This is a genomic window from Streptosporangium sp. DT93 (assembly GCF_049844535.1).
Taxonomy (GTDB): domain Bacteria; phylum Actinomycetota; class Actinomycetes; order Streptosporangiales; family Streptosporangiaceae; genus Streptosporangium.
In genome coordinates this window covers 868,824-895,165 of the sequence record NZ_JBNCLF010000001.1, presented here as the reverse complement: position 1 = coordinate 895,165, position 26,342 = coordinate 868,824, and the positions used below count along the sequence as shown (strand labels likewise).

Here is a 26,342-nt window from a genome sequence, read left to right as displayed (position 1 = left end):
GCGTGCGCGGGGCGCTAGGAGAGCGCCAGCCTGAAACGGTCCGGGGCGCCGTCGAAGACGCCGCCCGCCCGGTCGTCGCTCCCGTCCTCGCGGATCACGTCGCCGTCGGGGGAGAAGATGTCCCGTACGACGAACGCCATCATGATCAGGATCGTGATAACGCGGCCCCACACGGCGGTGAAGTACGTGTCACCGGCGATGCCCAGGGCCTCGTTGCCCGGCTGGAGGCCCAGCAGGTAGAGCCAGATCGCGAAGAAGTACCAGCACTCGGCGATCTGCCAGAGCGCGATCGGCTTCCAGCCCGGCCTGGCCAGGACCGCGAAGGGCACCAGCCAGAGCACGTACTGCGGCGACCAGACCTTGTTGGTCAGCATGAACGCCGCCAGGGTGAGGAAGCACAGCTGCATCAGCCGGGGACGCGTCCTGGCGGTCAGCGCGATCACCGCGACGGCCAGGCAGAACACGGCCAGGGAGACGACGCCCAGCTTGTCGAGGAGCTCGCCGTCGCCCAGGATCGGCCACTGCTTCTGCTGGAAGAAGTACCAGATCGAACCCCAGTCGGCCGGGCGTTCCTGGCTGAAGACGTAGAACCTCTTCCAGCCGTCGAAGGCGAAGACCATGATCGGTACGTTGACGACGAGCCAGGCGCCCGCGACGCCGCCGAGCGTCTGCAGGAACGGCTTCCACCGGCCGGTGCGCAGTGTCAGCAGGAAGAGCGGGCCGAGGAACATCAGCGGGTAGAACTTCGTGGCGATCGCCAGGCCCAGCAGGATGCCCGCGAGCCACTGCTTCCGCTTCGACCAGGCCAGCAGCGCGCCCAGCGCGAGGGCGTTCGCCGCCAGGTCCCAGTTGATGTACGCGGTGAGGATCAGCGCGGGCGCCAGGGCGTACCAGAGCGCGTCCCAGCGCCGGGCCGGACCGGCCAGCGTGGCCATCAGCAGCACGCCGACGACCAGGCAGATCGCCATCAGGACCACGGTGAGGTCGTAGAACGCCGTCCCCGGATCGCTCATGGGGGTCACGATCCGGCGGAAGAACTCCATGATCCCGCCGATGCCGACGGGGTACTCGACCGGGTAGTCGAAGTAGGGGATCTTGCCCTCGTTGAGCTTCTCGTTCCACCACAGCGGATAGATGTCGGTGTAGCAGAAGTTCGTGAACTGCTTCGTTCCGTCGTTCCAGGCCCCGCCGACCCGGCACGGCCACTTCCAGAACCAGGCCAGCACCGCCCCCAGCCCCGCGAACAGGGCCAGGGGCACGTACGGGAGGGCCCGGGAGCCGAACTCGGGCAGCGTGCCCGGTGACGGCGGCGTGAGGTCCTTCAGCTTCTCCATCAGGGTCGCCGTCCACTCGTGGCGGGTGCCGGCACGGCCGCGCCGGGGGCGCCGTTCTGCTCGAAGCCCCCGTCCGGCTGTGGTTGGGGTTGCTCCGGTTCTCCCCCGCCGTCGCCGATTTCCCCGCCGCCGCCGTCACCGCCGCCGTTGTCGCCGATGCCGCACGAGCTGTCCCCGGGCATGCACTCGCCGCCGTCGGGGGTGGGGTTGTCGACCGTCCCGTCGTCGCCGTCCTCGGGCCAGCCGTTCTCGTCACCGTTCTCGTCGGGGAACGGGTTCTCCTCGGCCGTCGGTGTCGGGCTGGGGGTCGGGGTGGGGGTGGCCAGGTTGCTCTGGGTGCCGACGTCGGCCCTCGGCGGGAAGGGGACGACCTCCTGCCTGGCGGTCGCGACCTGCATGAAGTCGTGCCAGATCAGGGTCGGGGTGCCGCCACCGCCGATGGTGGGGGGCATGGGCTCCTCCTTCCACAGGATCTTCTCGTTGGCGATCTTGCGGTTGGGCAGGCCGTACTTGTCGACCTTGAGCCTGCGCGTCCCGGCCCTGTTGTAGGGCACGTCCTTGGCCATGCCGACCGCGGTGACCAGCTGCGGGGTGTAGCCGACGAACCAGGCGTCCTTGTAGTCGTTGTTGGTGCCGGTCTTGCCGGCCACCGGGCGGCTGCCGATGTTCGCGGCGCCGCCGGTGCCGCTCCTGACCACGGCCTGGAGCGCGACGGTCGCGTCGGCGGCGGACTCGGGGCTGATCACCTGCTCCGGCACGGCGATCTCCGGGAGCGCCACCGCGCCGTTGGCGTCGACCACCTTGACGACGGTGTGCCAGTCGACGTGCTTGCCCTCGTTGGCGAAGATCGAGTAACCGGCGGCCTGCTCGACCGCGGTGACCGACGCGACGCCGATGGTGGCCTGGTAGTTCTGCTTCTTGACCGCGTAGTCGACCCCGTTCATGCCCTCGTAGGCGGGGTTCAGCTTGGCCGTCTCGCCCACGCCCGCGTCGATGGCGACCTCGGCCACCTTCTCGAGAGTGACCTCCTGACCCATCTGCGCGAAGACGGTGTTGACCGAGCTGGCCATGGCCTTGACCATGTTGATCGGCCCGAAGTTCTGCTTGCCCGAGTTGCTGATCGGCTTGGTGTCCGGCATGTTGACCGTGGGCTTGCCGTCGACGTAGCTGTTGAGGGACCTGCCGCTCTCCAGCCAGGCCGCGAGCACGTAGGGCTTGAAGGCCGACGCCGCCTGCTTGGTGGTGTCGAACGCGCGGTTGACGGAGTACTTGATGAAGTCGTCGGCGCCGCTGTAGAAGGCGAGCACCCGGCCGTTCTTGGGGTTCACCGTGGCCGTCGTGGCGTGGATGGTCGGGTCCATCCCGGCGGTGCGGGCCTTGACCGCCTCCCTCGCGGCGTTCATGAGTTTCTCGTCGAAGGTCGTATAGACCTTGTAGCCCCTGGTGTCCAGGTCCTTGCGCTCGATGCCGCGCCCCTTGAGCTCCCGCAGCACGATGTTGAGCATGTAGCCCTTGAGGCCCTTGAAGGGTTGGCTGATCTTGTAGTCGGCGAACTTCAGGTCCTCGAAGGGGCTGTTGACGTACTTGCCGTACTTGGCCGGGTCCATCTCGGCCATGTTCTTCAGCGCGATCCCGTAGCGCTCCTTGGTGGCGGCGTACTTCCCGGCCTGCTCCTGGACGTCGAAGGCGTCCGGGCTCTGGATGTGGCCGGCGAGGTAGGCGCCCTCCTGCACGGTCAGCTCGTCGACGTTCTTGTCGAAGAACTGCTGGGCCGCGGCCTGGATGCCGTTCGCGCCACGGCCGAAGTAGATGGTGTTCAGGTACTGCTCGAGGATCTCGTTCTTCGGTAGTTCCTTGCTGATCTTGACGGCGACGAAGATCTCCTTGATCTTGCGCTGCACCGACACTTCCTGGTTGAGGCCCTCGTAGTAGGCGCGGGCCATCTGCTGGGTGATGGTCGAGGCGCCCTGGAGCTGGGCGCCGCTGACGGTGCTCCAGACCGAGCGGGCCATGCCGTACGGGTCGATGCCGCTGTCGGTGCGGAAGGTCTGGTTCTCCAGCGCGATGACCGCGTCCTCGACGTGGTCGGGGATCTTGTCGATCGTCACCGGGGTGCGCTTGACGCCCAGGCGGGACATCACCTTGCCGTTGGCGTAGTAGATCACGCTGCCCCGGTCGTTCACGCTCTCCTTGGCGGTGGGGACCGGGGTGTTGGCGTAGGCGACCGCGATCATGCCGAAGACGCCGGCGGTGAGGACCACGAGGCTGGCCATCAGGATCTTCCAGTTGGGCAGGAAGCGCGTCCACCTCTTCTTCTTCGGCGCGTCCTCCTCCCCGTCCCCGTCATCGGGGCCGTGCCCGCCCGGCCCCGCAGGACCGCCGGGACCGGTCGCCGCCGCGCCCGGGACGCCCGAGGCGGCCGCGCCGCGCCGGCGCCTGCGCCCGCCGCCCTCTCCGGGTCCGGAGCGCCCGCCGGGTCCGGAGCGTCCCCCGGCCGCCTGGGCGGCCATCATCGACTGGGTGTCCTCGAACGCGGCCGCGGCCCGGCGGTCGTCCTGGCCGGTGTCCCCGCGACGCGGATCGCCATCCCCGGCCGGCGCTCCACCGGGCGCCGCGATGCCGGGCCCGGTCACGGGGGGCCCGGCCGCCTGCCGGGGCGCGCCACCGGGATAGGGTGCCCCCGGACCGGCGCCACCGGGATGAGGGACGCCCGGATGGGGAGCGCCCGGACCCGCACCACCGGGACGGGACGCGCCACCGGAGGCGGGGTAGGGCATTCCTCCGGACTGAGGCATTCCTCCCGGCTGGGGCATCATCGCGGTCCGGGAATCGGCGCCCGCGCCCTGGGACGGGCCGGGCTGCCAGGGCTGCGACGGCGCGGGCCCCGGCTGCGGCCGAGGGGACGGGTCCCACTCGCCGCTGCCGGTTTGTGCGCTTTGCGATGGGGGAACTGCACGGGGAGCGGCTGCTTGGCCTGAGCGACGGCGCCGCCCCTGACGAGCCGAACCGTCCGCGCCCTCCGGGCGCCCGTTCGGCTCCGGGTCATTGCTGTGGCTGTAACTCACGCGTCCTCGTTCGGTCATCGGGGTCTACACGGCGTGCAGGCGGGCGAGACTACCTCCTGGGCCACCTTCCGGTCGCCGGGGACCTCGTCGCCTTGGCTCACTGCTGGCCGGCCTGTTCGGGTGGATCTCCGTTCCCGGGGACGAACGAGATCGTCAACTGGTCACGACCACAACCTTGGCAGACCTCTCCCGCGCCGACGCGGGATTTCCCGTATTGAAAAGCGGTCCGCGTCCCGCGGAGGCCGGGCCTCATCACCGTCTGCTGTGACCACATACGCGCCAGACTACGGCTTTTTGGTGTTTGCTCCCAACCTCTTCGGAAAGTCGCTGATTGCAGACCTATATTGAATGGACGTATCCTGCGGATGTATCGGTTCGATACATCGACGCGAGAGGTGGTGGTTTCCAGTGGCCGGCGGACGAGGCGGCGTGCTGGAGCTGGCCGTGCTCGGGTCGTTGCACGAGACCCCGCTACACGGCTATGAGCTGCGCAAACGGCTCAATGCCCTGCTCGGCATGTTCCGGGCGTTCTCCTACGGCTCGCTCTACCCCTGCCTGCGCCAGCTCCTGACCGACGGGCTGATCATCGAGGACGGCGACGGCGCCGCGGCGACCGCGCCCGCGGACGCGCCCACCGTGCTCTCCGGACGCCGATCGAAGATCGTCTACCGGTTGACCGCGGAGGGCAAGGAGCGCCTGCAGGAGCTGCTCACCCAGGCCGGCCCGTCCGCCTGGGAGGACGAGAGCTTCGGCGTGCACTTCGCCTTCTTCAGGCACACCGAGGCGGAGGTGCGGCTGCGCATCCTGGAGGGACGCCGGAGCCGGCTGGAGGAGCGGCTGGACGGTGTGCGCACGGCCCTGGCCCGCACGCGCGAGCGGCTGGACAGTTACACCCTCGAACTTCAGCGTCACGGCCTGGAGTCGGTCGAGCGCGAAGTGCGCTGGTTGAACGAGCTGATCGCCACCGAGCGGCGGGCCTCGCCGCCGGAGGCCGAACGGCTACGGCTCCCGGCGCCCGAAGAGTCGTTCCGGGCGCCCGCGCCCGGGACGGGCACGACGGGGCGGCGTGCCGTCCCCGAAGAGAACTGACATCACAGAGAACTAAAGGGGAGCGAGTGCCATGGGTTCGGTGCGCGTAGCCATTGTCGGGGTAGGCAACTGTGCCGCGTCGCTCGTGCAGGGCGTGCACTACTACCGGGACGCCGACCCCGGCGCCAGGGTGCCGGGCCTGATGCACGTGAAGTTCGGCGACTACCACGTCGGCGACGTCGAGTTCGTCGCGGCGTTCGACGTCGACGCCAAGAAGGTCGGGCGCGACCTGTCCGAGGCGATCGTGGCCTCGGAGAACAACACGATCAAGATCTGCGACGTGCCGCCGCTGGGCGTGACGGTGCAGCGCGGCCACACCTTCGACGGCCTGGGCGAGTACTACCGGGAGATGGTCGAGGAGTCCGACGACGTCCCGGTCGACGTCGTGCAGGTCCTGCGGGAGGCCCGGGTCGACGTCCTGGTCTCCTACCTGCCGGTGGGCTCTGAGGACGCCGACCGCTTCTACGCCCAGTGCGCCCTCGACGCCAAGGTCGCCTTCGTCAACGCGCTGCCGGTGTTCATCGCCTCCGACCCGACCTGGGCGCAGAAGTTCGTCGACGCCGGGGTGCCGATCGTCGGCGACGACATCAAGTCGCAGGTCGGCGCGACCATCACCCACCGCGTGATGGCCAAGCTGTTCGAGGACCGCGGGGTGGAGCTGCTGCGCACGTACCAGCTCAACTTCGGCGGGAACATGGACTTCATGAACATGCTGGAGCGCAAGCGCCTGCAGTCCAAGAAGATCTCCAAGACGCAGTCCGTCACCTCGCAGATCCCCCACGAGATGCGCAAGGCCGACGTGCACATCGGCCCGTCGGACCACGTGCCGTGGCTGGACGACCGCAAGTGGGCCTACGTGCGCCTGGAGGGCAGGTCCTTCGGCGACACCCCGCTCAGCCTGGAGTACAAGCTGGAGGTCTGGGACTCCCCCAACTCCGCCGGCGTCATCATCGACGCGGTCCGCGCCGCCAAGATCGCCCTCGACCGGGGCATCGCCGGCCCGATCCTGTCGGCCTCCTCGTACTTCATGAAGTCCCCGCCGGAGCAGTACTCCGACGAGGAGGCCCACGAGTACGTGGAGAAGTTCATCCGCGGCGAGGTCGAGCGCTGACATACGGCCCGGAACGGGGTGACGGACCTCGACGTCCGTCGCACTCCCCGAGCCGGGGTGTCGCGACGACCACGTGAACCCAGGCAGGGCCGGGGCCTTCGCGCGTGCGGAGACCAGCTCGAAAACATGCGGTGCCCTCGCCACCCCTGACGAGGGCACCGCACTCCTCCCCCGGACGACCCTCCTGACGGCGACCCTTCTGGCCGCACGCCGTCGCCCGCGGGAGTGAAGACGTGGCGGTACGGGAGAGCCGGTCGCCGCACCGCCACGCTGCTCATGGAGCCGTCTTCGGCTCGGGGTCGCGCTCGACGATCCGGCACGCGACCCGTGCCGGATCGTCGGCCGGGGCGTGGTCGTCGGGCTCACCCATGGAGAGTTCCGGAAGAAGGCCGTCCCGGCGCGGTCGGCCCATACAGGGTGTGGGCGGCCGGTCGCCTTGGGGCCGGGTCCGCCACAGGTCGAGGTTCACCTGTTGCATCAGGTCCCACAGTTCACCGGCGCTGTCGGCGTGGACGGCGCGCTGCTGTTTCGGGTCGGTGCACTCCCACGCCTCGAAGCGCCGGTGGCGCAGGCTCCAGAAGACCATCCACGTCGGCGCGTGCTGCTGTACCTGCCGGGCGGCTCGCGCCGCCAGGGCGTCATCGCGGGACGACATGATCGGCCACCAGAACGTCGGCCAGCAGCGGCAGTTCACTGCCCAGCACGTCGGTGAGCGGGCGAGAGCGCAGGATCCGGTAATCGTGAACGAGCCGGTCGATGACGGCGGCCATCCTCGCCTCCGCGTCGGGTACCGGCCTGCCCCGGCACGAGGACTTCGGAGAGGTCCACCGGAACTCCTCGCCGTCGGTGACGGCCACCAGCCCGTAGTAGACCGACACCGCCACCCGGCCGGAGGCCAGCTCGTGGACATCGGCCGAGATGCCGTGACAGGCCAGCGCGGCGGTCAGCTCCTCGGCGCGGCGCAGGGCGGCGGACCGGTGCGCCGCCCCCTGCGTGGTGGTGGTGGTGGTCGACGGCGCGGCGGCGTGCGCATGGGAAGGAAGTCCGCCGCCGCGCCTGCTCATGGGGGCCTCGCCCTGCACCGGTGCCGCGTTCATGCCGCGACCTCCTGCCGGGAGGACTCGTACCGTCGGGGCGAAGAGGTGTCCGGGAGATGGCTCCGGCCGAGGGCGACGGCGAGCCCCGGCCGGAGGGCCTGGTGCCGGTGCTCGGGCGGGACCGGCAGCAGGGTGAGCGACGACCGGGCGGGTCCCCCCTCGGGACGCGGGGGCGGGGCGCCCATGTTGGCCGGGTGCAGGGCGTGGGCCGCGGCGCGGGCGCGTCGCCGGGCGAGGGGATCACGGGCCAAGGCCAGGCGGAGCGCGCGGTCGGCCCGCGTCTCGACCGGCCGGTACGGGCGGGCGCCGGATGCCGGGCGCCGGAGATCGGTACGGCCGGCGGGCCGAGTGCGCGACGGCGCCGCCTCGGGCTCGGCGTGACGGGGTGCGGGCACGAGCGTCGGCCGCGCGGCGGCCTCGCGGGCGGGCCCGAACGTCGGCAGGGTCCGGCCGAGGCCGAGCCAACGACGCGCGTCGAGACGCTGGGCCATCAGCTCGCCGGACGGCTGGAGGTACTCGTGATCGGAGGCTTGGCCGGGGCAGCCGTGCGCGTAGGGGGCGTGTCCGCAGGTGGCGCACCCCATCGGCAAGGGTGAGACGTCGGCGAAGCAGGGGCAGCCAGCCGTTGTAGGCCGGTCAAGCAGTGGAGCACTAGGGTTGCTCATGGGTCAGGACCACCTCCTGATCAAGGGCCCGTCCGGACGTCGCAAGCGCTGGGCGGGTCCGCTATAAAAGTGTCGTAGGACACTAGACGTTAGAGGAGGTCAGGACGGCCGTCAAGGAAATGGCGTATGACACTTAGGTAGGGTGTTTCGTATGCATATGGATGAGCATTCGCCCGCACGTCGCATAGCAGCCGACCTACGGGCAGACATCACTACTGGTCGCTTTCCTGCGGGTGGAAAGCTGCCGTCCGTTCGGGATCTTGCCGATCGCTACAGCGTGTCTCGCAACACGGCCAGTAAGGCATTGGTCCTGCTCAAGACGGAAGGGCTGGTGGTCACCCGGCATGGGTCGGGTGCCTACGTGCGCGAGTCGCATCCGATTCGACGCCTCGGGCCGGATCGTTACGCCCGGCACCGCTGGGAGCGAACGACGGTTGAAGTGTTCGCTACCGAGCAGCCGGAAAGCGGATCCGCCCAGCAACAGGGACATCAGACGCAAGACGTCTCCGTGATCGCTGCTGACGAGTCGATCGCCGCTGCTCTCGATGTCGAGGTCGGGTCTTCCGTGTACGAGCGGGCTCGCGTCATGACCCGCGATGACATCCCCACTCACACGATGACCTCGTACTACCGTCCCGAGGACGTCGAAGGTACACCCCTGGTCGATCCTTCACCGGGGATCGCCGGTCAAGGCGGTGGGTTCCGAGTGCTGGCCGACAAGGGCCTCTCGCCCGATGAGATCACCGAAGAACTCCACGCTCGGATGCCTACAGCCGACGAGACGCTACTTCTCGATCTTCCGTCAGGTGAACCTGTCATCGAGGTACGCCGGGTGACTCGTACGGCTGACGGCCGGGCGGTCGAGTATGCCCGAGGCGTTCACGCAGCGAGCCGGTTCGTATGGTCGTACACCTTCGCCATTCCCGACTGATGCCTCCCTTGTGAGGCGTACGGCGCCCTTCCTGTGCCGTTCCTGCGTGCCCCCGCACGGAATTCTTGAGCAGTGGTCCGGCGGCGGCGCGCTGACCACAGCTCGAATCATGGCGGGAGCTTATGGGGGCCCTGGATGTGTCGGCCAATCCCCGGTGAGGCACGGCGGCCTGCGGACGTGTTCCTCCCGCGGGCCGGAGCTTTCACTCCGGTACTCCGCGGGACTCTCTTACATCAGCGAGCGGCAGGCGGCAGGTCGGCCGGGTCGGCGGACGGCCAGGTGAGCGGGTCGGCGCCGAGCTCGGTGAGCTGGGCGACCTGCTCGCGGCACCAGGGGGAGATCGCCAGGTGCCCGCCGAGCACCCCGTCGGTGAACTCCTTCCACGGCATCCAGCGCACCTCGCCGACCTCGTCGGGGTTCGGCGCCGCCTGAGCCACGGCGACCACCCGGTAGACCGGGCAGAGCTCGTGCTCGACGATCCCGTTCTCCATGACCGCGCGGTAGGCGAAGCGCGGCAGGAGCAGGTCGAGGCGTCCGCCCTCCAGGCCCAGCTCGTAGGAGAGCCTGCGGGTCACCGCCTCCGACAGCGGCTCGCCGGGCAGCGGGTGGCCGCAGCAGCTGTTGGTCCACGCCCCGGGCCAGGTGATCTTGTGCGAGGCGCGGCGGGAGAGGAGCACCCGGCCCTGCTCGTCGAACACGTAGCTGGAGAAGGCCAGATGGAGGGGAGTGTCCGGACCGTGCACCGTGGCCTTGGCCGCCGTGCCGATCGCGTTTCCGTCGGTGTCGACGAGCACGACGTGTTCATCAGGCGTCACTCGACAGAGGGTACGTGACCATGTCGGCCCCTCGCGCCCCCACATGGATACGTCATCAAAGGTCGGGAATGTTCGGCGTACATTCAGGGAGGTTCCCGATGCCCTCTCAGGGGAGCCGCACATAGGCTGAGCACGTGTCCTTCGTATCCGATCTACGCGTCGTCCTGGAAGGCCGGGACTTCAGGAAGCTGTACGCGACCCGCCTGGTCTCGCAGTTCTCCGACGGGATCTTTCAGTTCGCGGTGATCGGTTTCGCCTTCTTCAGCCCCGAGACGAGCACCAGCGCGGTGCAGGTCGCCACCGGCCTGGCCGTGCTGCTGCTGCCGTACTCGATCCTCGGCCCCTTCGTCGGGGTGTTCATCGACCGCTGGTCGCGGCGGCAGATCCTGGTCGTCGCCTCGCTGGTGCGCGGGCTGCTGCTGCTGGGCGCGGCGGTGCTCGTCGTCGCGGGCGCGCCGGACGGGGTCTTCTACGTCGCCGCGCTCGGCGTGCTCGCGGTGAACCGGTTCTTCCTGGCCTCGCTGGGGGCCTCGCTCCCGCACGTGGTCCCCGCCGACCGGCTGATGGTAGCCAACGCGGTCACCCCGACCTCCGGAACCGTGCTCACCTTCGTCGGGGTGGGTTCCGGCTTCCTGCTGCGGTCGCTCCTCGGTGCCGGCGACCGGGGCACGGCGGTGCTGCTGGTCGTCGCCGGGATCGTCTCGGCCTCCAGCGCGCTCATCGCCCTGACCCTGGGCAGGCACCTGCTCGGTCCCGCCCACGACCCCGACCGGCCCCAGGCCCGCGAGGCCGCGCGCCACGTGCTGTCCGGCCTGGCCGACGGCGCCAGGCACATCGTCCACCACCGGTCCGCCGCCGCCGCGATGGGCGCGATGGCCACCCACCGGTTCATGTACGGCATGTGCACGGCCATGCTCCTGCTGCTGTCGCGCTACTACTTCGCCACGAACGCCGAGGACGGGCTGGCCGTGGCCTCCCTGGTGGTCGCCACCTCCGGGGTCGGCTACTTCCTGGCCATCCTGGTCACGCCGTGGGCCACCGAGCGGTTCGGCATGGAGCGGTGGATCCCGGCCATGCTGGTCAGCGCCGGGGTGCTGACGCTGGCGCTCGGCCTGCCGTTCCAGCGGTGGGGGTTCGCGGCGGCGGGCCTCGTGCTGGGCATCGCCGGGCAGAGCGTCAAGATCTGCGCCGACACCGCCGTCCAGCGGGACCTGCGCGACGCCTACCTCGGCCGGGCCTTCTCCATCTACGACATGCTCTTCAACGGCAGCTACGTGCTGGCCGCCGCGCTGGCCGCCGCCCTGCTCCCGCCGAACGGCAGGTCGGTGGCGGTGCTGGTGGTCATCGCCGCAGGCTACGCCGGGGGCGCGGTGCTCTACCGGGTCCTCACGCCGGCCCGAGCTCGCGAGCCGCTGCCGTCATCGCCGTCGTGACCCGCGCCAGGTCCTCGTCGCCGATCGCGTAGGGCGGCATCGCGTACAGCAGCCGCCCGAACGGCCGCAGCCAGACGCCGTGCCGCACGACGGCGGCCTGGACCGCCGCCACGTCGACGGGTTCGCGGGCCTCGACGACCCCGATCGCACCCAGGACCCGCACCTCGCGGACGCCGGGCGCGTCCGCGGCCCCGGCCAGGCCCTCGCGCAGGCCCGCCTCGATCCGCGCGACCTCCTCGCGCCACGGGCGCTCCGCGAGCAGCTCCAGCGAGGCGTTCGCGACGGCCGCGGCCAGCGGGTTGCCCATGAACGTGGGCCCGTGCATCAGCACGCCGACCCCCCGCGCCACCCGCTCGGTGCACAGCGTCGCGGCCAGCGACAGGTAGCCGCCGGTCAGGGCCTTGCCCAGGCACATGATGTCGGGGCGGATCCCGGCGTGGTCGCAGCCGAACAGCTCCCCTGTCCTGCCGAAGCCGGTGGCGATCTCGTCGGCGATCAGCAGGACGCCGTGCTCGTCGGCCAGCTCGCGCAGCAGCCGCAGGTAGGCCGGGTGGTAGAAGCGCATGCCGCCGGCGCCCTGGACGACCGGCTCCACGATGATCGCGGCCAGCTCGTGGGCGTGCCGTGCGACCAGGTCCGCCAGCCGGGCCGCGTAGCCCTCGTCGTACTCGCGCGGCGGCAGGTCGGCGAACACGTGGCCGGGCAGCACCCCGGAGAACAGGTGGTGCATGCCGCCGACCGGGTCGCAGACCGACATCGCGCCGAACGTGTCGCCGTGGTAGCCGCCCCGGACGGTGAGCAGCCGTCCCCTGCCGCTGAACTGGAACGCCATCTTGATCGCGACCTCGACGGCGACCGATCCGGAGTCGGCCAGGAACACCCGGGGCAGCCCGGTCATGTCCGCGAGCGTGGCGGCCAGCCGCACGGCCGGCTCGTGGGTGAGCCCGCCGAACATCACGTGCGCCATGTCGTCGAGCTGCTCGCGCAGGGCCCGGTTGAGGCGGGGGTGGTTGTAGCCGTGCACCGCCGCCCACCAGGAGGACATGCCGTCGATCAGCTCGCGGCCGTCGTCGAGGGTCAGCCGGACCCCGTCCGCGCGGCGGACCACGTACGGCGCCGCCCGCGGGGGCGACGCCGCGTAGGGGTGCCAGACGTGCTCGCGGTCGAGCCGGACGATCTCACGCGGCGCGCCCCCGGGGCGAGCGAGGACGCCCTCAGGGCGGGCGGGGACGACCGGGCCGGGGTCACCGGTCAGGAGGTCACCCCGTTCTCGCGCGCCCACGCGCGCAGGGCCTCCTCGGCGGCCTCCCTGCCCAGGACCCCCTGGTCCAGGCGCATCTCCAGCAGGAACCGGTAGGCGCGGCCCACGGCCGGGCCCGGCGGCAGGCCCAGGACCCGCTGGATCTCGTTGCCGTCGAGCTCGGGACGGATCTTGCCGAGCTCCTCCTCCTCGGCCAGCCGGGCGATCCGCTCCTCCAGCTGGTCGTAGGTCACCGACAACGCCTGGGCCTTGCGCCGGTTGCGGGTGGTGCAGTCGGCGCGGGTCAGCTTGTGCAGGCGCTCCAGCAGGTGCCCGGCGTCGCGGACGTAGCGGCGCACCGCCGAGTCGGTCCACTCGCCCGAGCCGTACCCGTGGAAGCGCAGGTGCAGTTCCACCAGGCGCGAGACGTCGGCCACCACGTCCTTGGGGAACTTCAGCTCGGTCATCCGCTTCCTGGCGAGCTGGGCGCCGACCACCTCGTGGTGGTGGAAGGAGACGCGCCCGCCGGGCTCGTGCCGCCGCGTCTTGGGCTTGCCCACGTCGTGCAGCAGCGCGGCCCAGCGAAGGACGCGGTCGGGGCCGCCCTCCTCCAGGTCGATCGCCTGCTCCAGCACGATCAGCGAGTGCTCGTAGACGTCCTTGTGCCGGTGGTGCTCGTCGATCTCCAGGCGCAGGCCGGGCAGCTCGGGCAGCACGTGCGCGGCCAGGCCGGTCTCCACCAGCAGCCGCAGCCCCTCGCGGGGGTGGTCGCCGCAGATGAGCTTGTCCAGCTCGTCGCGGATGCGCTCGGCCGAGACGATGTCGATCCGGTCGGCCATGGTGCCCATCGCGGCCAGCGCCGCCCGGTCCACCGTGAAACCGAGCTGGCTGGCGAACCGGGCGGCGCGGAGCATTCGCAGCGGGTCGTCGCCGAACGAGCGCTCGGGCGGGCCGGGGGTGCGCAGCACCCGGGCGTGCAGGTCGTCCAGGCCGCCGTGCGGGTCGACGAACTCGCGGGACGGCAGGCGCAGCGCCATCGCGTTGACCGCGAAGTCGCGCCGGGCCAGGTCGCCCTCCAGCGTGTCGCCGTAGGCCACCTCGGGCTTGCGCGACTTCGGGTCGTAGGACTCGCTGCGGTACGTGGTGATCTCCAGCAGCCAGCCGCCCTTGCGGACGCCGACCGTGCCGAAGTCGATGCCGATCGTCCAGACGGAGTCGGCCCAGTCGCGGACGAGCTCCAGGACCGTCTCGGGCCTGGCGTCCGTGGTGAGGTCGAGGTCGTTGCCGATCCGGCTCAGGAAGACGTCGCGGACCGAGCCGCCGACCAGGGCGATCTGGTAGCCCCGGGCGGCGAAGAGCTCACCGAGCTCGTCCGTCACAGGAGCGATCTTCCGGAACAGCTCGCTCATGCCGTGGCGCTGGCTCTGGGTCAGATTTGAAAGGGACAAGCCGGGTAGGTCCTTCGGTTACGGAACATGTTCCCCTGCGGGCATACACCTGATGCGATCACCAGGTTACGGTCGGTAGGGGAACCTCGGGGGCCGTGCGTCGAGGCAAGGAGCACACACATGAAGGATGCGCTCACGATCCACCGCTGGCTCCTCGCCCACCAGGTCCATCATGAGATCGTACGCCTTCCCCGCGCGATGACATGTTCGGACGAACTGCCCGAGGTGCTGGCGGCCGATCCGGAGCTCTGCGTGGGGGTGACGGTCTTCGAGGTCACCACGCGGACCGGCCGCGAGACCGTGGCGGTCGTGGGCTCGGTCGGCACGCCCCCGCGCCCCGGGGTGATCGGCGGCCTGCTGGGCGCCCGACGGGTCCGCCCGGCCCCGGCCTTCACCGTCAACTCCGCCACCGACTACGCCGCCGGCCTGGTCTGCCCGCTGCTGCTGCCCGCCTCCCTGACCGTGCTGGTGGACGAGCGGCTGACCGAGATCGCCACGCCCGTGTACGCGGCCACCGGAGAGCGCCGCACGGCGCTGTCGATCCGTGCGGATCACCTGCTCAGACTGGTCGCGGGCAGGGTCGTGGACCTGACACGGCAGGGTGCCCGCGGGGAGCCGGCGACCTTTCCCCTCGCCGGTTAGGCCATAGCATTGCGATCGTGTGCCGTACTCGACCCCTGGCCGGAACGTGATCAACAAGGCCGCTCTGCTCGCCCTGCTCGCCACGCTGCTCATACCCGCGGCCGTGGTCCTTCCGGGCACGGCGAACGCCCGGACGACCTCGCTGAACCGCGCCGGCCTGCAGGTCGTGCTGGAGGCGATCGGCCCCGACGTCCCGCGTGACCCGGCCACCGAGATCGAGATCTCCGGGTCCCTGGTCAACACGGGAAGCGAGCCGCTGACCGGGCTGCGCATCCAGATGAACTACTCCTCCCAGCCGTTCACCCGGCGTGACGAGCTGACGGCCTACCACACGGGACAGAGCCCCCTGCCGGCCTCCTGGTGCTGCCAGAGCTACATCCAGGCCCCGATCGCGCCCGCGGGGAAGCTGCCGTGGGAGTTCACCTTCACCCCCGCGCAGCTCAACATGACCCGCTTCGGCGTCTACCCGGTCGTGATCGAGGTCATCGACTCCCTCCAGCAGGAGGTCGCCGCCCTGCGCACCACGGTGACGTACATGCCGCGCGACGTCCGGGTGCCCCGCACCCGGCTCGCCGTGGTGCTGCCCGCCGTCGACCAGCCGCGCCGCAGCGGTGACACCGTCTTCACCGACGAGGGCCTGGCCGCGGCGATGGCGTCCGGCAAGCGCCTGGACGACCTGCTCACGATCGCCCGGGACACCTCCTCGGCCAAGGGCCTCACCTGGGTGGTCGACCCCGCCCTGCTCGACGACGCGCGCGCCCTGGGCAGGCCGCACGCGGTCAGGAGCAAGGACCGCCTCCAGCAGCGCCCGGCGAGGCCCGAGGCCGCCCGGTGGCTCGCCGACTTCCGCGAGGCCGTCGCCGACCATCCGGTGATCGCCACCCCCTACGGCGACCCCGACGTGGCCGCGCTCGCCCACAACGGCGTCGACGACATCACCGCGACCGGCATCGACGCGGCCCGGATCATCTCCCGCGAGACCCTCGGCCGCGACGTGATCACCAACGTGAACTGGCCGGTGAGCGGGCTGATCGACCACGACGGGCTGGACCTGCTGTCCACCGGCGGGGTCGGCACCGTGCTGCTGGCCGCGCCGAACCTTCCCCCCGCGACGCCCCCGGGGACCCCCGTGGGCACCACGGGCACCTCCCCGGCGACCTCCACGGGCGTCGCCCCGGCCACCACCCCGGACGCCTCGGCGACGCTGGACAGCGTCAGCGGCCCGATCACCGCCCTGGTCGCCGACGAGCCGCTGAGCGAGACCGTCGGCGCGGACACCTCCGTCTCCGGCGCGGCCCTGGCCGGGCGCCGGCGCTTCATCGCGGAGACGGCCCTGATCGCCTCCGAGCCCGTGACCACGGCCAGGACCGTGATCGCGGTTCCGCACCGCCGCTGGGACCCGGACCCGGCGTACGTGACCGGCCTGGTGAAGACCGCCGCCACCCTGCCCTGGCTGGCACCCGTCACGCTGGACGCGGTCAAGCGCGGCAAGGGCGTCCCGGCTCCGCGCGCCGGGCTGACCTACACCGAGCAGGACCGGCGCCTGGAGCTGCCCAAGGCGTACCTGACCTCCGTCAAGAAGGTCGGCGCCCGCGCCGACCTGACCGCCGCCGTCACCGTCGCGCAGGACCTCGACGCCTTCGACCTGGCGATGCTGCGGCTGACCTCCTCGGCGTGGCGCGGCAAGACCGCCGCGGCGGCGCCGTACGTCCAGCAGGTCGGGGAGGCGGTCGACGGCCGGATCGCCATGGTCACCATCACCGGCAGCGAGCAGTCACGGCTGCGCACCCTGGCCGGCCGCGACGGCGACGTGCCCATCAGCGTGCGCAACCAGCTCGGCCGCGGCGACGCCGGCCGGGTGGAGGTCCGCCTCCGGGTGACCTCCGCGCAGCCCGAACTGCTCAAGATCGAGCCGTACGAGGACCGGCTGCAGATCGAGGGCGGCCAGAACGAGACCATCCGGATCCCGATGACCTCGACCACCGCCAGCGGCCAGACGACGGTGAAGGTCCAGCTCACCACCGAGGACGGCCGCGCGTACGGCAAGCCGATCGAGCTGACCGTGCGCACCACCGGCTACACCGCGGTCGCGCTGGTCATCGTGGGAGCGGCCCTGGTGGTGATGCTGGCCGCCGTGGTGCTGCGCGTCCTGCGCCGCCGGGGAGGCCGCCGTCCCGTGGCCGTCCCGCCGGTGGAGCGGGAGCGCGAGCCGGCCGGCACCGAGTCCTGAGCGGCCCGGGGCGGCGCAGTGCGGTCCGGTGCGGCCCAGTGCGGCCCGGTGCGGCCCGGTGCGGCCCGGTGCGGCCCCGGGCGTCCCCTGAACGATCCTGAGCCACCCTGAACGGGTCCTGGCCGATTCCGGGCCGCCCAGACCTATCCTGGGCAGTCCCGAACCATCCCGAACCAGTCCAGACCGATCCCGAACAGTTCCGAGCCCCGGCGGAGGAGAGCGCATGAGCAGGGTCCTGCGCGCGAGCGCGATCATGGCGGCGGGGACGATGGTCTCGCGCGTCACCGGCTTCGTCCGGACGGCGGTGCTCGCGGCGGCCATCGGCACCTTCGCGCTGGGCGACGCCTACAACGTGGCGTACACGATCCCGCTCGTGCTGTTCGACCTGCTCATCGGCGGGGTCCTGAGCAGCGTCGTGATCCCGATGGTCGTCCGGCGGCAGAGGAACGACCCCGACGGCGGCCGGGCCTACGAGCAGCGCCTGATGACGCTGGGGGTCCTCTCGCTGACCGTGCTGGCACTGGTCGCGACGGTGCTGGCCGGCCCGCTGGTCGGCCTCTACAGCACCGGCTGGAGCGCCAGGAAGATCGAGGTGTCGATCACCCTGGCGCACTACATCCTGCCGCAGATCGCCTTCTTCGGGATCGGCGCGATCGCGGGCGCGATCCTCAACACCCGCGACAGGTTCGCCGCGCCGATGTGGGCGCCGGTGCTCAACAACCTCGTGATGATCGGCGTGGCGGTCTTCTACTACGTGAAGCTCGGCGGGGCGGGCACCGACGTGGACACGGTGACCGACGGCGACCTGATGCTGCTGGGTCTGGGCACCACCGTCGGCATCGTGGCGCAGTGCGCGGTGCTGGTCGTCTCGCTGCACCGGGTCGGCTTCCGCTTCCGGCCCCGGTTCGACCTGCGCGAGGCCGGGCTCGGCGAGATGGGCCGGACCGCGGTCTGGACGTTCGCCTACGTGGGGATCAGCCAGCTCGGCTTCCTGGCCACCACCAGGTTCGCCACGGGGGCGGGCGAGCGGGCGCCCGGCGCGGGCAACTCCGCCTACGCCTACGCCTACCAGTTCTTCCAGCTCCCGTACGGGATCATCGCGGTCTCGGTGATCACCGCCATGCTGCCCCGGATGAGCAGGGCGGTGAGCGAGGGGAGGCCGCACGAGATCGGCGGGGAGTTCGCCTCGGGGGTGCGGCTGGTGTCGGTGCTGCTGGTCCCGGCCGGGCTGCTGCTGATGGTGCTGGGCCCCGCGGTGACCGTGCTGATCTTCTCCTGGGGCAACATGACCGTCGACGCGGCGGTCCACATCGGCGGCGTGCTGCAGATCTTCGGCCTGGCGCTGGTGCCGTTCTCCCTGTTCCAGCTCCTGCTGCGCGTCTTCTACGCCTTCGGCGACACCCGCACCCCGGCCTTCCTGGCCCTGGGCAACGTGACCGTGAACGCCGGCCTCGGCCTGGTGGCCTACGTCGTGCTGCCCGCGCGCTACGTCGTGATGGGCCTGGCGGCGGCGTTCACCGTCGCCTACGTGGTGGGCACCGCGGTCGCCTGGACGATGGCCGCGCGCCGCGTCGGAGGACTGGGAGGGCGCGACGTGGCCGCCGGGTTGTCCCGGATGTACCTGGCCGCCCTCCCCGCGGCGGCGCTCGCGCTCGGCGTGCTGTGGGCCACCCGGGAACTCACCGGGCTCAACGCGCTGAGTGCCGCCGTCATGCTGGCGGCGGGCGGCGGACTCGGTATGGTTCTTTACTTGGCGATCGCCCACCGGATGCGCATCCCCGAGGTGAGTTCGATCGTTGGAATGGTGGCAGGACGGGTACGCCGGTAAGCCAAAGGCTTGTCTCAAACGTCTGACAAGGCGAACACGGGCGGAACCGGTGCGGGACTACCATGGTGCGACGCGTGTGGTGACATGCGGCTAATGGAAGCAGGAGGGCGTGGGCGGATCCACCCGGCATCGCGTGATGTGTTGTGACGTGCCGACTTGGCGGGATGCCGTCGTGTTCTTGGATGCGGGGAAGGTATGAGTTCACCGGGGGTCGAACCCGGCACCAAGCTGGCAGCGCGTTTCCGCCTTGAGGACCGTGTCCACGAGGCGGGCGGGGCCACGCTGTGGAAGGCCATCGACGAGGTGCTCGCCCGGCCCGTCGCCGTCCACACCTTCGATCCCGACTTCCCGCGCCTGGACGAGGTCGTCACGGCGGCCCGGGTCGCCAGCCGGCTGACCGACCCCCGCCTGACCCAGGTCTTCGACGCGACCGAGGACGACGGCCACACCTACGTGGTCAGCGAGTGGGTGAGCGGCGAGACCTTCGGCGACATGATCGCGGGCGGCCCGCTCGACCCCGAGCGCGCCGCCGCGATGGTCGCCGAGGCCGCCGAGGCCATGGCCCACGCGCACGAGGCGGGCCTGGCCCACCTGTGCCTGACCCCGGGTCAGCTGGTGTGGACGGCCGGCGGCACGGTCAAGCTGCTCGGCCTGGGGGTGGACGCGGTCCTGGGCGACGTGACGAGCGACGACCCGGCCCGCGCCGACACCGAGGGGCTCGGGCGGCTGCTGTACGCCGGGCTGACCGGTCACTGGCCCGGCGACGAGCACGACGGCGGCGGGCTGCCCGTGGCCCCCGTGGGCGACGGGCACTTCTGCACACCGCGCCAGGTCACCGCGGGCGTTCCCGGCTACCTGGACGCCATCGTCTGCCGGGCGATCCTGCCGGAGACCCGGCGCGCGCTGGAACCGCTGACCACGCCCGCCGACTTCGCCGAGGCCCTGGCCTCGGTGGCCAGGCCCAGCCCGATGCCGATGCCGGCACCGATGCCCATGACGGCGCTGCCGGTGGCGGCCTCCCGCTCCGAGGGCCTCGACACCGAGGCGCCGAGGCGTCACACGCCGCCCCCGCCGCACCACCAGCAACAACACCACCAGCAGCACCACCACTCCGGCAACCGCCCCGCCGGCGGCGGGATGCTCAACAAGGTCGCCATGACCGTCGTCGTGCTGCTGGTGATGGCGGCCGTCGGCCTGGGCGCCTGGACGCTGGGCCGCAGCATCGGCAACGCGGGCACCCCGTCCGCGGGTCAGAGCAGCACGCCCACGCCGACCGTGGCCGCCGCCGTGCGGGAGGTGAAGCCCTCCTCGGTCACCGGCTTCGACCCGCTGGGCGACCGGGAGGAGGGCAGCAGGTGGGCCTCGGGCGCGGTCGACGGCAAGGAGTCCACCGACTGGCACTCCGAGACCTACGACTCCGCCGACTTCGGGCGGCTCAAGAAGGGCGTCGGCCTGCTGCTGGACCTGGGCAGGAGCGTCCCGGTCAAGCAGATCTCGGTCGACTTCGGCGACACCTCGGGCGGCACCGCGGAGCTCAGGGTCGGCGACTCGGCGGAGCTCACCGCCATGGGCGTGGTCGCGAAGTTCAGTGGGCTCTCGGGCAAGAAGACGTTCACCGCCGAGTCCCCGGAGAAGGGCCGGTACGTGCTCGTCTGGTTCACCCAGATGCCCACCTCCTCCGAGGGGTACCGGGGCCAGGTGCTGGAGGCGAAGATCATGGCCACCAAGTGACATCGGTTGATTCGATCTCTTTTAGTCTGCTTCTTACAGATCATCGATGAATTCGTGGCACCATCTATCCCGTAGTGGTGTTCTCCCCGGACCGGCAGCAGGACTCTCCTTGTGAATTCCCCACCAGACACCCCGCAGGCGGCGGACGAGCAGACGGCGAAGGGCCCCGTGCCGGACGCCGAGCTGCTCACCCGGCACATCGCCGGAGATCCGCACGCCTTCAGCGAGATAGTCAAGCGACATCGGGACCGCATGTGGGCCGTCGCCCTGCGCACGCTGGGCGACCCCGACGAAGCGGCCGATGCCGTCCAGGACGCCTTCGTCTCGGCCTACCGCAAGGCCGGGACCTTCCGCGGCGAGGCCGCGGTGACCACGTGGCTGCACCGGATCGTGGTCAACGCCTGCCTGGACCGCATGCGCAGGAAATCGGTGCGGCCCGTGGCCGACGACGAGCTCGTCGAGGCCGCGGAGCGCGAGACCCCCGTGCTCGACCAGACGGCCGAGCGCGAGGTGTCCATGGAGGTTTCGGCGGCCCTGAAACTGCTGCCCTCCGACCAGCGCGCCGCGCTGGTGCTCGTGGACATGATGGGTTACTCGGTCGAGGACGCGGCCCAGGTACTGGAGGTGCCGAGCGGCACGGTGAAGAGCCGGTGCGCGCGTGGCCGGGCGAAGCTCGCCCCGATTCTTTCCCATTTACGGAACCGATCAGACCTGACCCGCGTCTCATCCGCGAAGGGAGCAGAACTTCGTGACGGCTGATACGCACTACGACCTGGAGATCTTGGCCGAACTGGCCGAGGGGCTCCTCGACGACACCACGGCCATGCGGGTACGCGAGCATCTCGCGATCTGCGATCCGTGTGGCGAAAGCCTGGCCGACCTGGCAGCGGTACGTGAGATGCTCGCGGCGACGACCACACCGGCGATGCCGATGGGAGTCGCGCTGAGGATCGACCGCGCGCTGGCCGCCGAGGCGAAGAGCTTGCGTGGAGGTGGTGGAATCGGGCTGGTGGAGGCACCGGCCTGGGACGACATGATGCGCGACGCGCCCTGGGAGAGGACCTCTTCCGAGCCGGCGCCCTGGGAGACTCCCCTCCCCGAGAACGAGCCCGAGCCCGTCGTGCGGCTGGGAGTCGTCGGCGACGACGGCACCGTGACCCCGGTGGTCCCGGTCAGGCGCCGCGGCGCGAACCGGCGACGCCGGTGGGGGCTGCCCGCCGTGGCGGCGGGAGCGGCGGCGGCGGTGATCGGCGGAGCCGTGCTGGCGACCGGGACGCTCACCGCGACCGACCCGGTCGGTCCCCCCAGCTCCGCGACCGTGGCGCTGGAGCCGGTCAGGTACTCGCTGACCGACAGCAACTACAACTACACCGACGCCGAGCTCAGGGGCGCGCTGCTCAACTACATCGGCCCGGCGGCCATCCTCGTCGGGAGCGGCGAGAAGTCCGGGATCGACGCGTGTGTCAGGAAGGTCGCCGCGAAGGTCGGCGCACCGCCCTTCGCCGTGGACCAGGGGTTCTACAACGGCCAGGAGGCGAGCATCATGCTCTTCTGGAAGGACCAGGCCAAGAAGACGGTCAGCGTCCACGTGATGGGACCCCAGTGTGACGTGGTGAGAAAGCCCGGCCTCGCCCGCTGGGAGTGACGGGAGTGACCGGCGTCACGAACGCCGGAGGATCGTGATGAGGCCGGAGCCGCTCCGGTCCCGCGAGGCCCGGCACGGACACGTTCCGTGCCGGGCCTTCGCGCCTTTCCACGCCGGCCGGCTTCCGAGGCGGTACGCCGCTCCCGGGTCCGCCGCGATCCGGTGCTCCGGCGATCCGATCCCTCGGCGATCCGGTCCCTCGGCGGACCGGCCTCGGCGGGCCGGTCGGCGCGGGGCCGGACCGGTCGGCGCGGTACGAGGGAATCACCGGCGCCTAGGATCTGTTGACGCCGGTGGCAACGACAGAGGGAGAGGCGCGAGCACTGATGGACGTCCGGAATGTGATCATCATCGGATCGGGTCCCGCCGGGTACACGGCAGCGGTCTACTCCGCGCGCGCCGAGCTCAGCCCGCTGGTCTTCGAGGGCTCGGTCACCGCCGGGGGCGCCCTGATGAACACCACCGAGGTGGAGAACTTCCCCGGCTTCCCCGACGGCATCATGGGGCCCGACCTGATGGACGGGCTGCGCAAGCAGGCCGAGCGGTTCGGCGCCGAGCTGGTCGCCGACGACATCGTGGAGGTCGACCTGACCGCCGACCCCAAGGTCGTCAAGACCGCCACCGACACCTACCTCGCCAGGTCCGTCATCCTGGCCACCGGCTCGGGCTACCGCGAGCTGGGGGTGCCCAACGAGAAGCGGCTCTCCGGCCACGGCGTGTCCTGGTGCGCCACCTGTGACGGTTTCTTCTTCCGCGGCCAGGACATCGTGGTCGTCGGCGGCGGCGACACCGCCATGGAGGAGGCCATCTTCCTGACCCGGTTCGCCTCCTCGGTCACCGTCGTGCACCGTCGTGACGAGCTGCGCGCCAGCAAGATCATGCAGGACCGCGCGTTCGCGAACGAGAAGATCCACTTCCTGTGGGACAGCGAGGTGGTCGACGTGCTGGGCGAGAACAAGGTGAGCGGGGTGCGGGTGCGCAACCTCAAGACCGGCGCGGAGGCCGACCTCGCCGCCACCGGCCTGTTCATCGCGATCGGCCACGACCCCCGCAACGAGCTCTTCAAGGGCCAGATCGAGCTCGACGACGAGGGGTACGTCAAGGTGGACGCCCCCACCACCCGCACCAACCTGGACGGCGTCTTCGCCGCCGGTGACGTGGTCGACCACATCTACCGGCAGGCGATCACCGCCGCCGGCACCGGCTGCGCCGCGTCGCTCGACTCCGAGCGCTGGCTGGCCGAGCACGGCGCCTGACACCCCGACGAGGGTGGCGGGCCGATGTCACCGGGATGGAAGCGGCGGGCCGGTGACACACCGCCCGCCGACGGGGGACCGGTGAGAGAACGGCGAGAATTCGCCGACTGCCACGCCTCCCGGCGTACTCCGGATTCCCGCCCCGGACGTCTATAGGACGGAGAGTTCGCGAGGCGGATCGTCGGCGTCGAGCCGAGGGCCATCCCGCTCCGCGAACTCGAGGGCATCGTCCAGGCCCCCTGCGGCAGGTGACTCCCCACGGTCTCCGCCGTATCACCCGCTTCCGAGCGGCACACCCACCCACGAGAGCCCTCCGCCCCCACGACGGAGGGCTCTCGGCATGACGGGGCTCCACAGGGCGCGGTTCCACAGGGCGCGGTTCCACAGGGCGCGGTTCCACAGGGACGGGAGCGCACCGGACTCCCCCGCCGGGGCTCAGACGGCTCTCAGACGGGTCGCAGGGCCCTCTCCGGACTCATGGACCCCAGAAGCCTCTCCAGTGCCACCTCGACGTCCTCACGCCACGAGACGGCGCTCTTGAGCTCCAGCCGCAGGCGCGGGAAGCGCAGATGGGGACGTACCGTCTTGAATCCCACGGACAGCAGGTAGTCGGCGGGCATCAGGCACGCTCCCGGCTGCTCCCACTTCAGGTCGCCGAACGCCTCGATCGCCCGTACGCCGCGCCGGGTCAGGTCCTTGGCCATGCCCTGGACCAGCATCCGGCCCAGGCCGCCGCCGGAGAACTCCGGGATGATGTGCGCGGTCATCAGCAGCACCGCGTCCGCGCTGACCGGCGAGGTGGGGAAGGCCACCGCGCGCGGCACGTGGTGCGGCGGTGCGTAGAGCACGAAGCCGGCCGCCACCCCGTCCACGTAGACGATCTTTCCGCAACTTCCCCACTCCAGCAGCGTGGAGGAGATCCAGGCCTCCTTCTCCAGCCCGGGATCACCCGCCTTCACGGCCCGCTCTGCGTTGACCGGATCCAGCTCCCAGAAGACGCACCGGCGACAGCGGCGCGGCAGGTCGTCGAGATTGTCGAGGGTGACGTTTGCCAGCCGACGCGACACCTGTTGGCCCCAATCCTGGCGAGACGAGTGCAAGCCATGGCGAAAAACGCGCGAAACCGGCGTCCTCGCTGGCATCGTAGCCCAGTGGGGGTGCCGGTTTCAGGAGGTCCCGTCCCCCCACGCGGGCGACCGCAACCCCTGACGTAACCTGGTTTATCTACCATGAGCGCTTTAGCTCCAACAACCGAGGAGGTGGACCGTGCCCCAGAACAAAGATCACGGTCAGGCCATCGCCCCCACCCAGGGCTCACGCATCGACTCCTACGTCGACCGCTACGCGGCCCGGGCAACCGGGATGGTCGCCTCCGAGATCCGAGCTCTCTTCTCCGTCGCGTCGAGGCCCGAGGTGGTCTCGCTCGCCGGCGGGATGCCCTACGTCACCGCCCTCCCCCTGGACGTGGTGGGTGAGCTGGTCGCCGACCTGGTGGCCCGGCGCGGCACGGTCGCGCTGCAGTACGGTTCCGGCCAGGGAGACCCTCACCTGCGCGAGCAGATCTGCGACGTCATGCGCATGGAGGGGATCGAGGCCAACTCCGACGACGTCGTGGTGACCGTCGGATCCCAGCAGGCCCTCGACCTGATCACGCGGATCTTCATCGACCCGGGTGACGTGGTGCTCGCCGAGGGGCCCTCCTACGTCGGGGCGCTCGGCACCTTCGCCGCCTACCAGGCGAACGTCATCCACATCGCCATGGACTCCGAGGGGATCGTCCCCGAGTCGCTGGCCCAGACCATCTACGCCCTGAAGAGCGCCGGCAACCGGATCAAGTTCCTCTACACGATCCCCACCTTCCAGAACCCCGCCGGGGTCACCCTCAACGCCGCGCGGCGCCAGCAGGTCCTGGAGATCTGCCAGCGGGCCGACGTGCTGATCGTCGAGGACAACCCGTACGGCATGCTCGGCTTCGACGGTGAGCCCATGCGGACGCTGCGCGCCGACAACGCCGACGGCGTGGTCTACCTCGGCTCGTTCTCCAAGACGCTGGCCCCGGGTTTCCGAGTGGGCTGGGCGCTCGCCCCGCACCCCATCCGGGAGAAGCTGGTGCTGGCGATGGAGTCGGCGGTGCTGTCGCACTCCTCCTTCACGCAGCTGGCCGTCGGCCAGTATCTGGCCACGCAGCCCTGGCGCGAGCAGATCAAGACGTTCCGGGAGCTGTACCGCGAGCGCCGCGACACCATGCTCACCTCGCTGGAGGCCCTGATGCCCGACGGCGTCACGTGGACCCGCCCGGCCGGCGGGTTCTTCGTCTGGGCCACCCTTCCCGAGGGGCTCGACTCCAAGGCCCTCCTGCCCCGGGCGGTCGCCGAGCGGGTGGCCTTCGTTCCGGGGACCGGTTTCTTCTCCGACGGCAGCGGCGCGCGGCACATGCGGCTCTCCTACTGCTACCCGGAGCCGGACCGCATCCGGGAGGGCGTCCGCCGCCTGGCCGGGGTCATCGAGCAGGAGCTCCGCCTGCGCGACACCTTCGGCACCGGGTCCTCCCCGGAGCGGGCCGGGGTCGACACCCCCGCGCCCGACATCGCCTGACCCGTCGCGATCGACGGTCCGCCCGGGTGGCCCGCTCACGCGGCCTCACCCGGGCGGCCTCACCCGGCGCTCTTCGCCCTGTGCTCTTCGTGGGGTGCTCTTCGCTCGGTGCTCTTCGCTCGGTGCTCTTCGCTCGGTGCTCTTCGCTCGGTGCTCTTCGCTCGGTGCTCTTCGCTCGGTGCTCGTC

At 70.9% G+C, this 26,342-nt stretch carries 21 protein-coding genes; 12 read left to right on the top strand and 9 right to left on the bottom strand.

The features are described 5' to 3' along the window. Nucleotides 1-14: 14 nt before the first annotated feature. Nucleotides 15-1,334 (bottom strand): glycosyltransferase family 87 protein, encoded by a 1,320-nt coding sequence (locus tag ACLQ2R_RS04370; RefSeq protein ID WP_425957957.1) that lies wholly within the window; start codon nucleotides 1,332-1,334, stop codon nucleotides 15-17. After that, the gene (locus ACLQ2R_RS04365) at nucleotides 1,334-3,967 is read right to left on the bottom strand and encodes a transglycosylase domain-containing protein (RefSeq protein WP_425957956.1); all 2,634 of its coding nucleotides are present in this window, start codon (nucleotides 3,965-3,967) and stop codon (nucleotides 1,334-1,336) included. Before ACLQ2R_RS04365 ends, ACLQ2R_RS04370 begins: the two co-directional genes overlap by 1 nt. 840 nt (nucleotides 3,968-4,807) lie before the next feature. Between ACLQ2R_RS04365 and ACLQ2R_RS04360 the strand changes: the two genes are divergently transcribed. Together ACLQ2R_RS04360 and ACLQ2R_RS04355 are read left to right on the top strand one after the other, a co-directional pair. Continuing rightward, nucleotides 4,808-5,488, top strand: coding sequence for a helix-turn-helix transcriptional regulator (locus ACLQ2R_RS04360; RefSeq protein WP_425957955.1), 681 nt, complete (start codon nucleotides 4,808-4,810; stop codon nucleotides 5,486-5,488). Nucleotides 5,489-5,519: 31 nt separating this feature from the next. Next, nucleotides 5,520-6,599 carry an inositol-3-phosphate synthase gene (locus tag ACLQ2R_RS04355; RefSeq protein WP_425957954.1) on the top strand — a complete coding sequence of 360 codons (1,080 nt, stop codon included), beginning with the start codon at nucleotides 5,520-5,522 and terminating at the stop codon, nucleotides 6,597-6,599. A gap of 274 nt (nucleotides 6,600-6,873) precedes the next feature. Here the strand turns inward: ACLQ2R_RS04355 and ACLQ2R_RS04350 are convergent, their stop codons facing one another. Genes ACLQ2R_RS04350 through ACLQ2R_RS04340 form a run of 3 tightly spaced genes read right to left on the bottom strand, consistent with a single transcriptional unit; the run spans nucleotide 6,874 to nucleotide 8,361 of the window. Beyond that, a complete protein-coding gene (locus tag ACLQ2R_RS04350; RefSeq protein WP_425957953.1) occupies nucleotides 6,874-7,254 on the bottom strand; it encodes a hypothetical protein in 381 nt (126 codons plus the stop codon). Continuing rightward, nucleotides 7,238-7,696, bottom strand: a complete 459-nt coding sequence (locus tag ACLQ2R_RS04345; RefSeq protein WP_425957952.1) for a hypothetical protein — start codon at nucleotides 7,694-7,696, stop codon at nucleotides 7,238-7,240. Before ACLQ2R_RS04345 ends, ACLQ2R_RS04350 begins: the two co-directional genes overlap by 17 nt. Next, nucleotides 7,693-8,361 carry a hypothetical protein gene (locus tag ACLQ2R_RS04340; RefSeq protein WP_425957951.1) on the bottom strand — a complete coding sequence of 223 codons (669 nt, stop codon included), beginning with the start codon at nucleotides 8,359-8,361 and terminating at the stop codon, nucleotides 7,693-7,695. Before ACLQ2R_RS04340 ends, ACLQ2R_RS04345 begins: the two co-directional genes overlap by 4 nt. 157 nt (nucleotides 8,362-8,518) lie before the next feature. On the opposite strand from ACLQ2R_RS04340, the gene ACLQ2R_RS04335 reads away from it, so the two are divergent. Beyond that, entirely contained in the window at nucleotides 8,519-9,292 is a 774-nt protein-coding gene (locus ACLQ2R_RS04335) for a GntR family transcriptional regulator (protein WP_425957950.1), read from the top strand. Between the two features lie 233 nt (nucleotides 9,293-9,525). On the opposite strand, the gene idi is transcribed toward ACLQ2R_RS04335, so the two are convergent. Next, complete coding sequence (idi, locus tag ACLQ2R_RS04330; protein ID WP_425957949.1) at nucleotides 9,526-10,107, bottom strand: isopentenyl-diphosphate Delta-isomerase; 582 nt, start codon at nucleotides 10,105-10,107, stop codon at nucleotides 9,526-9,528. Between the two features lie 134 nt (nucleotides 10,108-10,241). Here idi and ACLQ2R_RS04325 point away from each other — a divergent pair, with 134 nt between their 5' ends. Further along, a complete protein-coding gene (locus tag ACLQ2R_RS04325; protein ID WP_425957948.1) occupies nucleotides 10,242-11,540 on the top strand; it encodes an MFS transporter in 1,299 nt (432 codons plus the stop codon). Here the strand turns inward: ACLQ2R_RS04325 and ACLQ2R_RS04320 are convergent. Both ACLQ2R_RS04320 and ACLQ2R_RS04315 read right to left on the bottom strand, forming a co-directional pair. Beyond that, entirely contained in the window at nucleotides 11,494-12,717 is a 1,224-nt protein-coding gene (locus tag ACLQ2R_RS04320; protein WP_425958169.1) for an adenosylmethionine--8-amino-7-oxononanoate transaminase, read from the bottom strand. The two genes, ACLQ2R_RS04325 and ACLQ2R_RS04320, sit on opposite strands and share 47 nt — an antisense overlap. A gap of 74 nt (nucleotides 12,718-12,791) precedes the next feature. Beyond that, a complete protein-coding gene (locus ACLQ2R_RS04315) occupies nucleotides 12,792-14,189 on the bottom strand; it encodes a CCA tRNA nucleotidyltransferase (RefSeq protein WP_425958168.1) in 1,398 nt (465 codons plus the stop codon). A gap of 159 nt (nucleotides 14,190-14,348) precedes the next feature. Between ACLQ2R_RS04315 and ACLQ2R_RS04310 the strand changes: the two genes are divergently transcribed. The 7 genes from ACLQ2R_RS04310 (at nucleotide 14,349) to trxB (ending at nucleotide 23,560) form a co-directional block, all read left to right on the top strand. Further along, nucleotides 14,349-14,870, top strand: a complete 522-nt coding sequence (locus ACLQ2R_RS04310) for an aminoacyl-tRNA deacylase (RefSeq protein ID WP_425957947.1) — start codon at nucleotides 14,349-14,351, stop codon at nucleotides 14,868-14,870. Nucleotides 14,871-14,889: 19 nt separating this feature from the next. Continuing rightward, nucleotides 14,890-17,100, top strand: a complete 2,211-nt coding sequence (locus ACLQ2R_RS04305) for a hypothetical protein (protein ID WP_425957946.1) — start codon at nucleotides 14,890-14,892, stop codon at nucleotides 17,098-17,100. Nucleotides 17,101-17,323: 223 nt separating this feature from the next. Beyond that, nucleotides 17,324-18,928 carry a murein biosynthesis integral membrane protein MurJ gene (murJ, locus tag ACLQ2R_RS04300; protein WP_425957945.1) on the top strand — a complete coding sequence of 535 codons (1,605 nt, stop codon included), beginning with the start codon at nucleotides 17,324-17,326 and terminating at the stop codon, nucleotides 18,926-18,928. Between the two features lie 195 nt (nucleotides 18,929-19,123). After that, on the top strand, nucleotides 19,124-20,659 hold the full coding sequence (locus tag ACLQ2R_RS04295) for a protein kinase family protein (protein ID WP_425957944.1): 1,536 nt from the start codon (nucleotides 19,124-19,126) through the stop codon (nucleotides 20,657-20,659). Nucleotides 20,660-20,770: 111 nt separating this feature from the next. Further along, complete coding sequence (gene sigM / locus ACLQ2R_RS04290; protein WP_425957943.1) at nucleotides 20,771-21,418, top strand: RNA polymerase sigma factor SigM; 648 nt, start codon at nucleotides 20,771-20,773, stop codon at nucleotides 21,416-21,418. Further along, nucleotides 21,408-22,304, top strand: a complete 897-nt coding sequence (locus ACLQ2R_RS04285; protein WP_425957942.1) for a zf-HC2 domain-containing protein — start codon at nucleotides 21,408-21,410, stop codon at nucleotides 22,302-22,304. Before sigM ends, ACLQ2R_RS04285 begins: the two co-directional genes overlap by 11 nt. Before the next feature lie 323 nt (nucleotides 22,305-22,627). After that, a complete protein-coding gene (gene trxB, locus ACLQ2R_RS04280) occupies nucleotides 22,628-23,560 on the top strand; it encodes a thioredoxin-disulfide reductase (RefSeq protein ID WP_425958167.1) in 933 nt (310 codons plus the stop codon). 446 nt (nucleotides 23,561-24,006) lie between these two features. Here trxB and ACLQ2R_RS04275 read toward each other — a convergent pair whose 3' ends face one another. Beyond that, the gene (locus ACLQ2R_RS04275) at nucleotides 24,007-24,627 is read right to left on the bottom strand and encodes a GNAT family N-acetyltransferase (protein WP_425957941.1); all 621 of its coding nucleotides are present in this window, start codon (nucleotides 24,625-24,627) and stop codon (nucleotides 24,007-24,009) included. A 295-nt stretch (nucleotides 24,628-24,922) separates the two neighbouring features. On the opposite strand from ACLQ2R_RS04275, the gene ACLQ2R_RS04270 reads away from it, so the two are divergent. Continuing rightward, entirely contained in the window at nucleotides 24,923-26,155 is a 1,233-nt protein-coding gene (locus ACLQ2R_RS04270; protein ID WP_425958166.1) for a PLP-dependent aminotransferase family protein, read from the top strand. The last annotated feature ends 187 nt before the right edge of the window (nucleotides 26,156-26,342 follow it).

Coding starts and splice junctions, on each gene's coding strand:
- ACLQ2R_RS04370 (WP_425957957.1), bottom strand. CDS start 1,334: ATGGAGAAGCTGAAGGACCTCACGCCGCCGTCACCGGGCACGCTGCCC.
- ACLQ2R_RS04355 (WP_425957954.1), top strand. CDS start 5,520: ATGGGTTCGGTGCGCGTAGCCATTGTCGGGGTAGGCAACTGTGCCGCG.
- ACLQ2R_RS04350 (WP_425957953.1), bottom strand. CDS start 7,254: ATGTCGTCCCGCGATGACGCCCTGGCGGCGCGAGCCGCCCGGCAGGTA.
- ACLQ2R_RS04345 (WP_425957952.1), bottom strand. CDS start 7,696: ATGAACGCGGCACCGGTGCAGGGCGAGGCCCCCATGAGCAGGCGCGGC.
- ACLQ2R_RS04340 (WP_425957951.1), bottom strand. CDS start 8,361: ATGAGCAACCCTAGTGCTCCACTGCTTGACCGGCCTACAACGGCTGGC.
- ACLQ2R_RS04335 (WP_425957950.1), top strand. CDS start 8,519: ATGGATGAGCATTCGCCCGCACGTCGCATAGCAGCCGACCTACGGGCA.
- ACLQ2R_RS04315 (WP_425958168.1), bottom strand. CDS start 14,189: ATGAGCGAGCTGTTCCGGAAGATCGCTCCTGTGACGGACGAGCTCGGT.
- ACLQ2R_RS04310 (WP_425957947.1), top strand. CDS start 14,349: ATGAAGGATGCGCTCACGATCCACCGCTGGCTCCTCGCCCACCAGGTC.
- murJ (WP_425957945.1), top strand. CDS start 17,324: ATGAGCAGGGTCCTGCGCGCGAGCGCGATCATGGCGGCGGGGACGATG.
- ACLQ2R_RS04295 (WP_425957944.1), top strand. CDS start 19,124: ATGAGTTCACCGGGGGTCGAACCCGGCACCAAGCTGGCAGCGCGTTTC.
- ACLQ2R_RS04270 (WP_425958166.1), top strand. CDS start 24,923: ATGGTCGCCTCCGAGATCCGAGCTCTCTTCTCCGTCGCGTCGAGGCCC.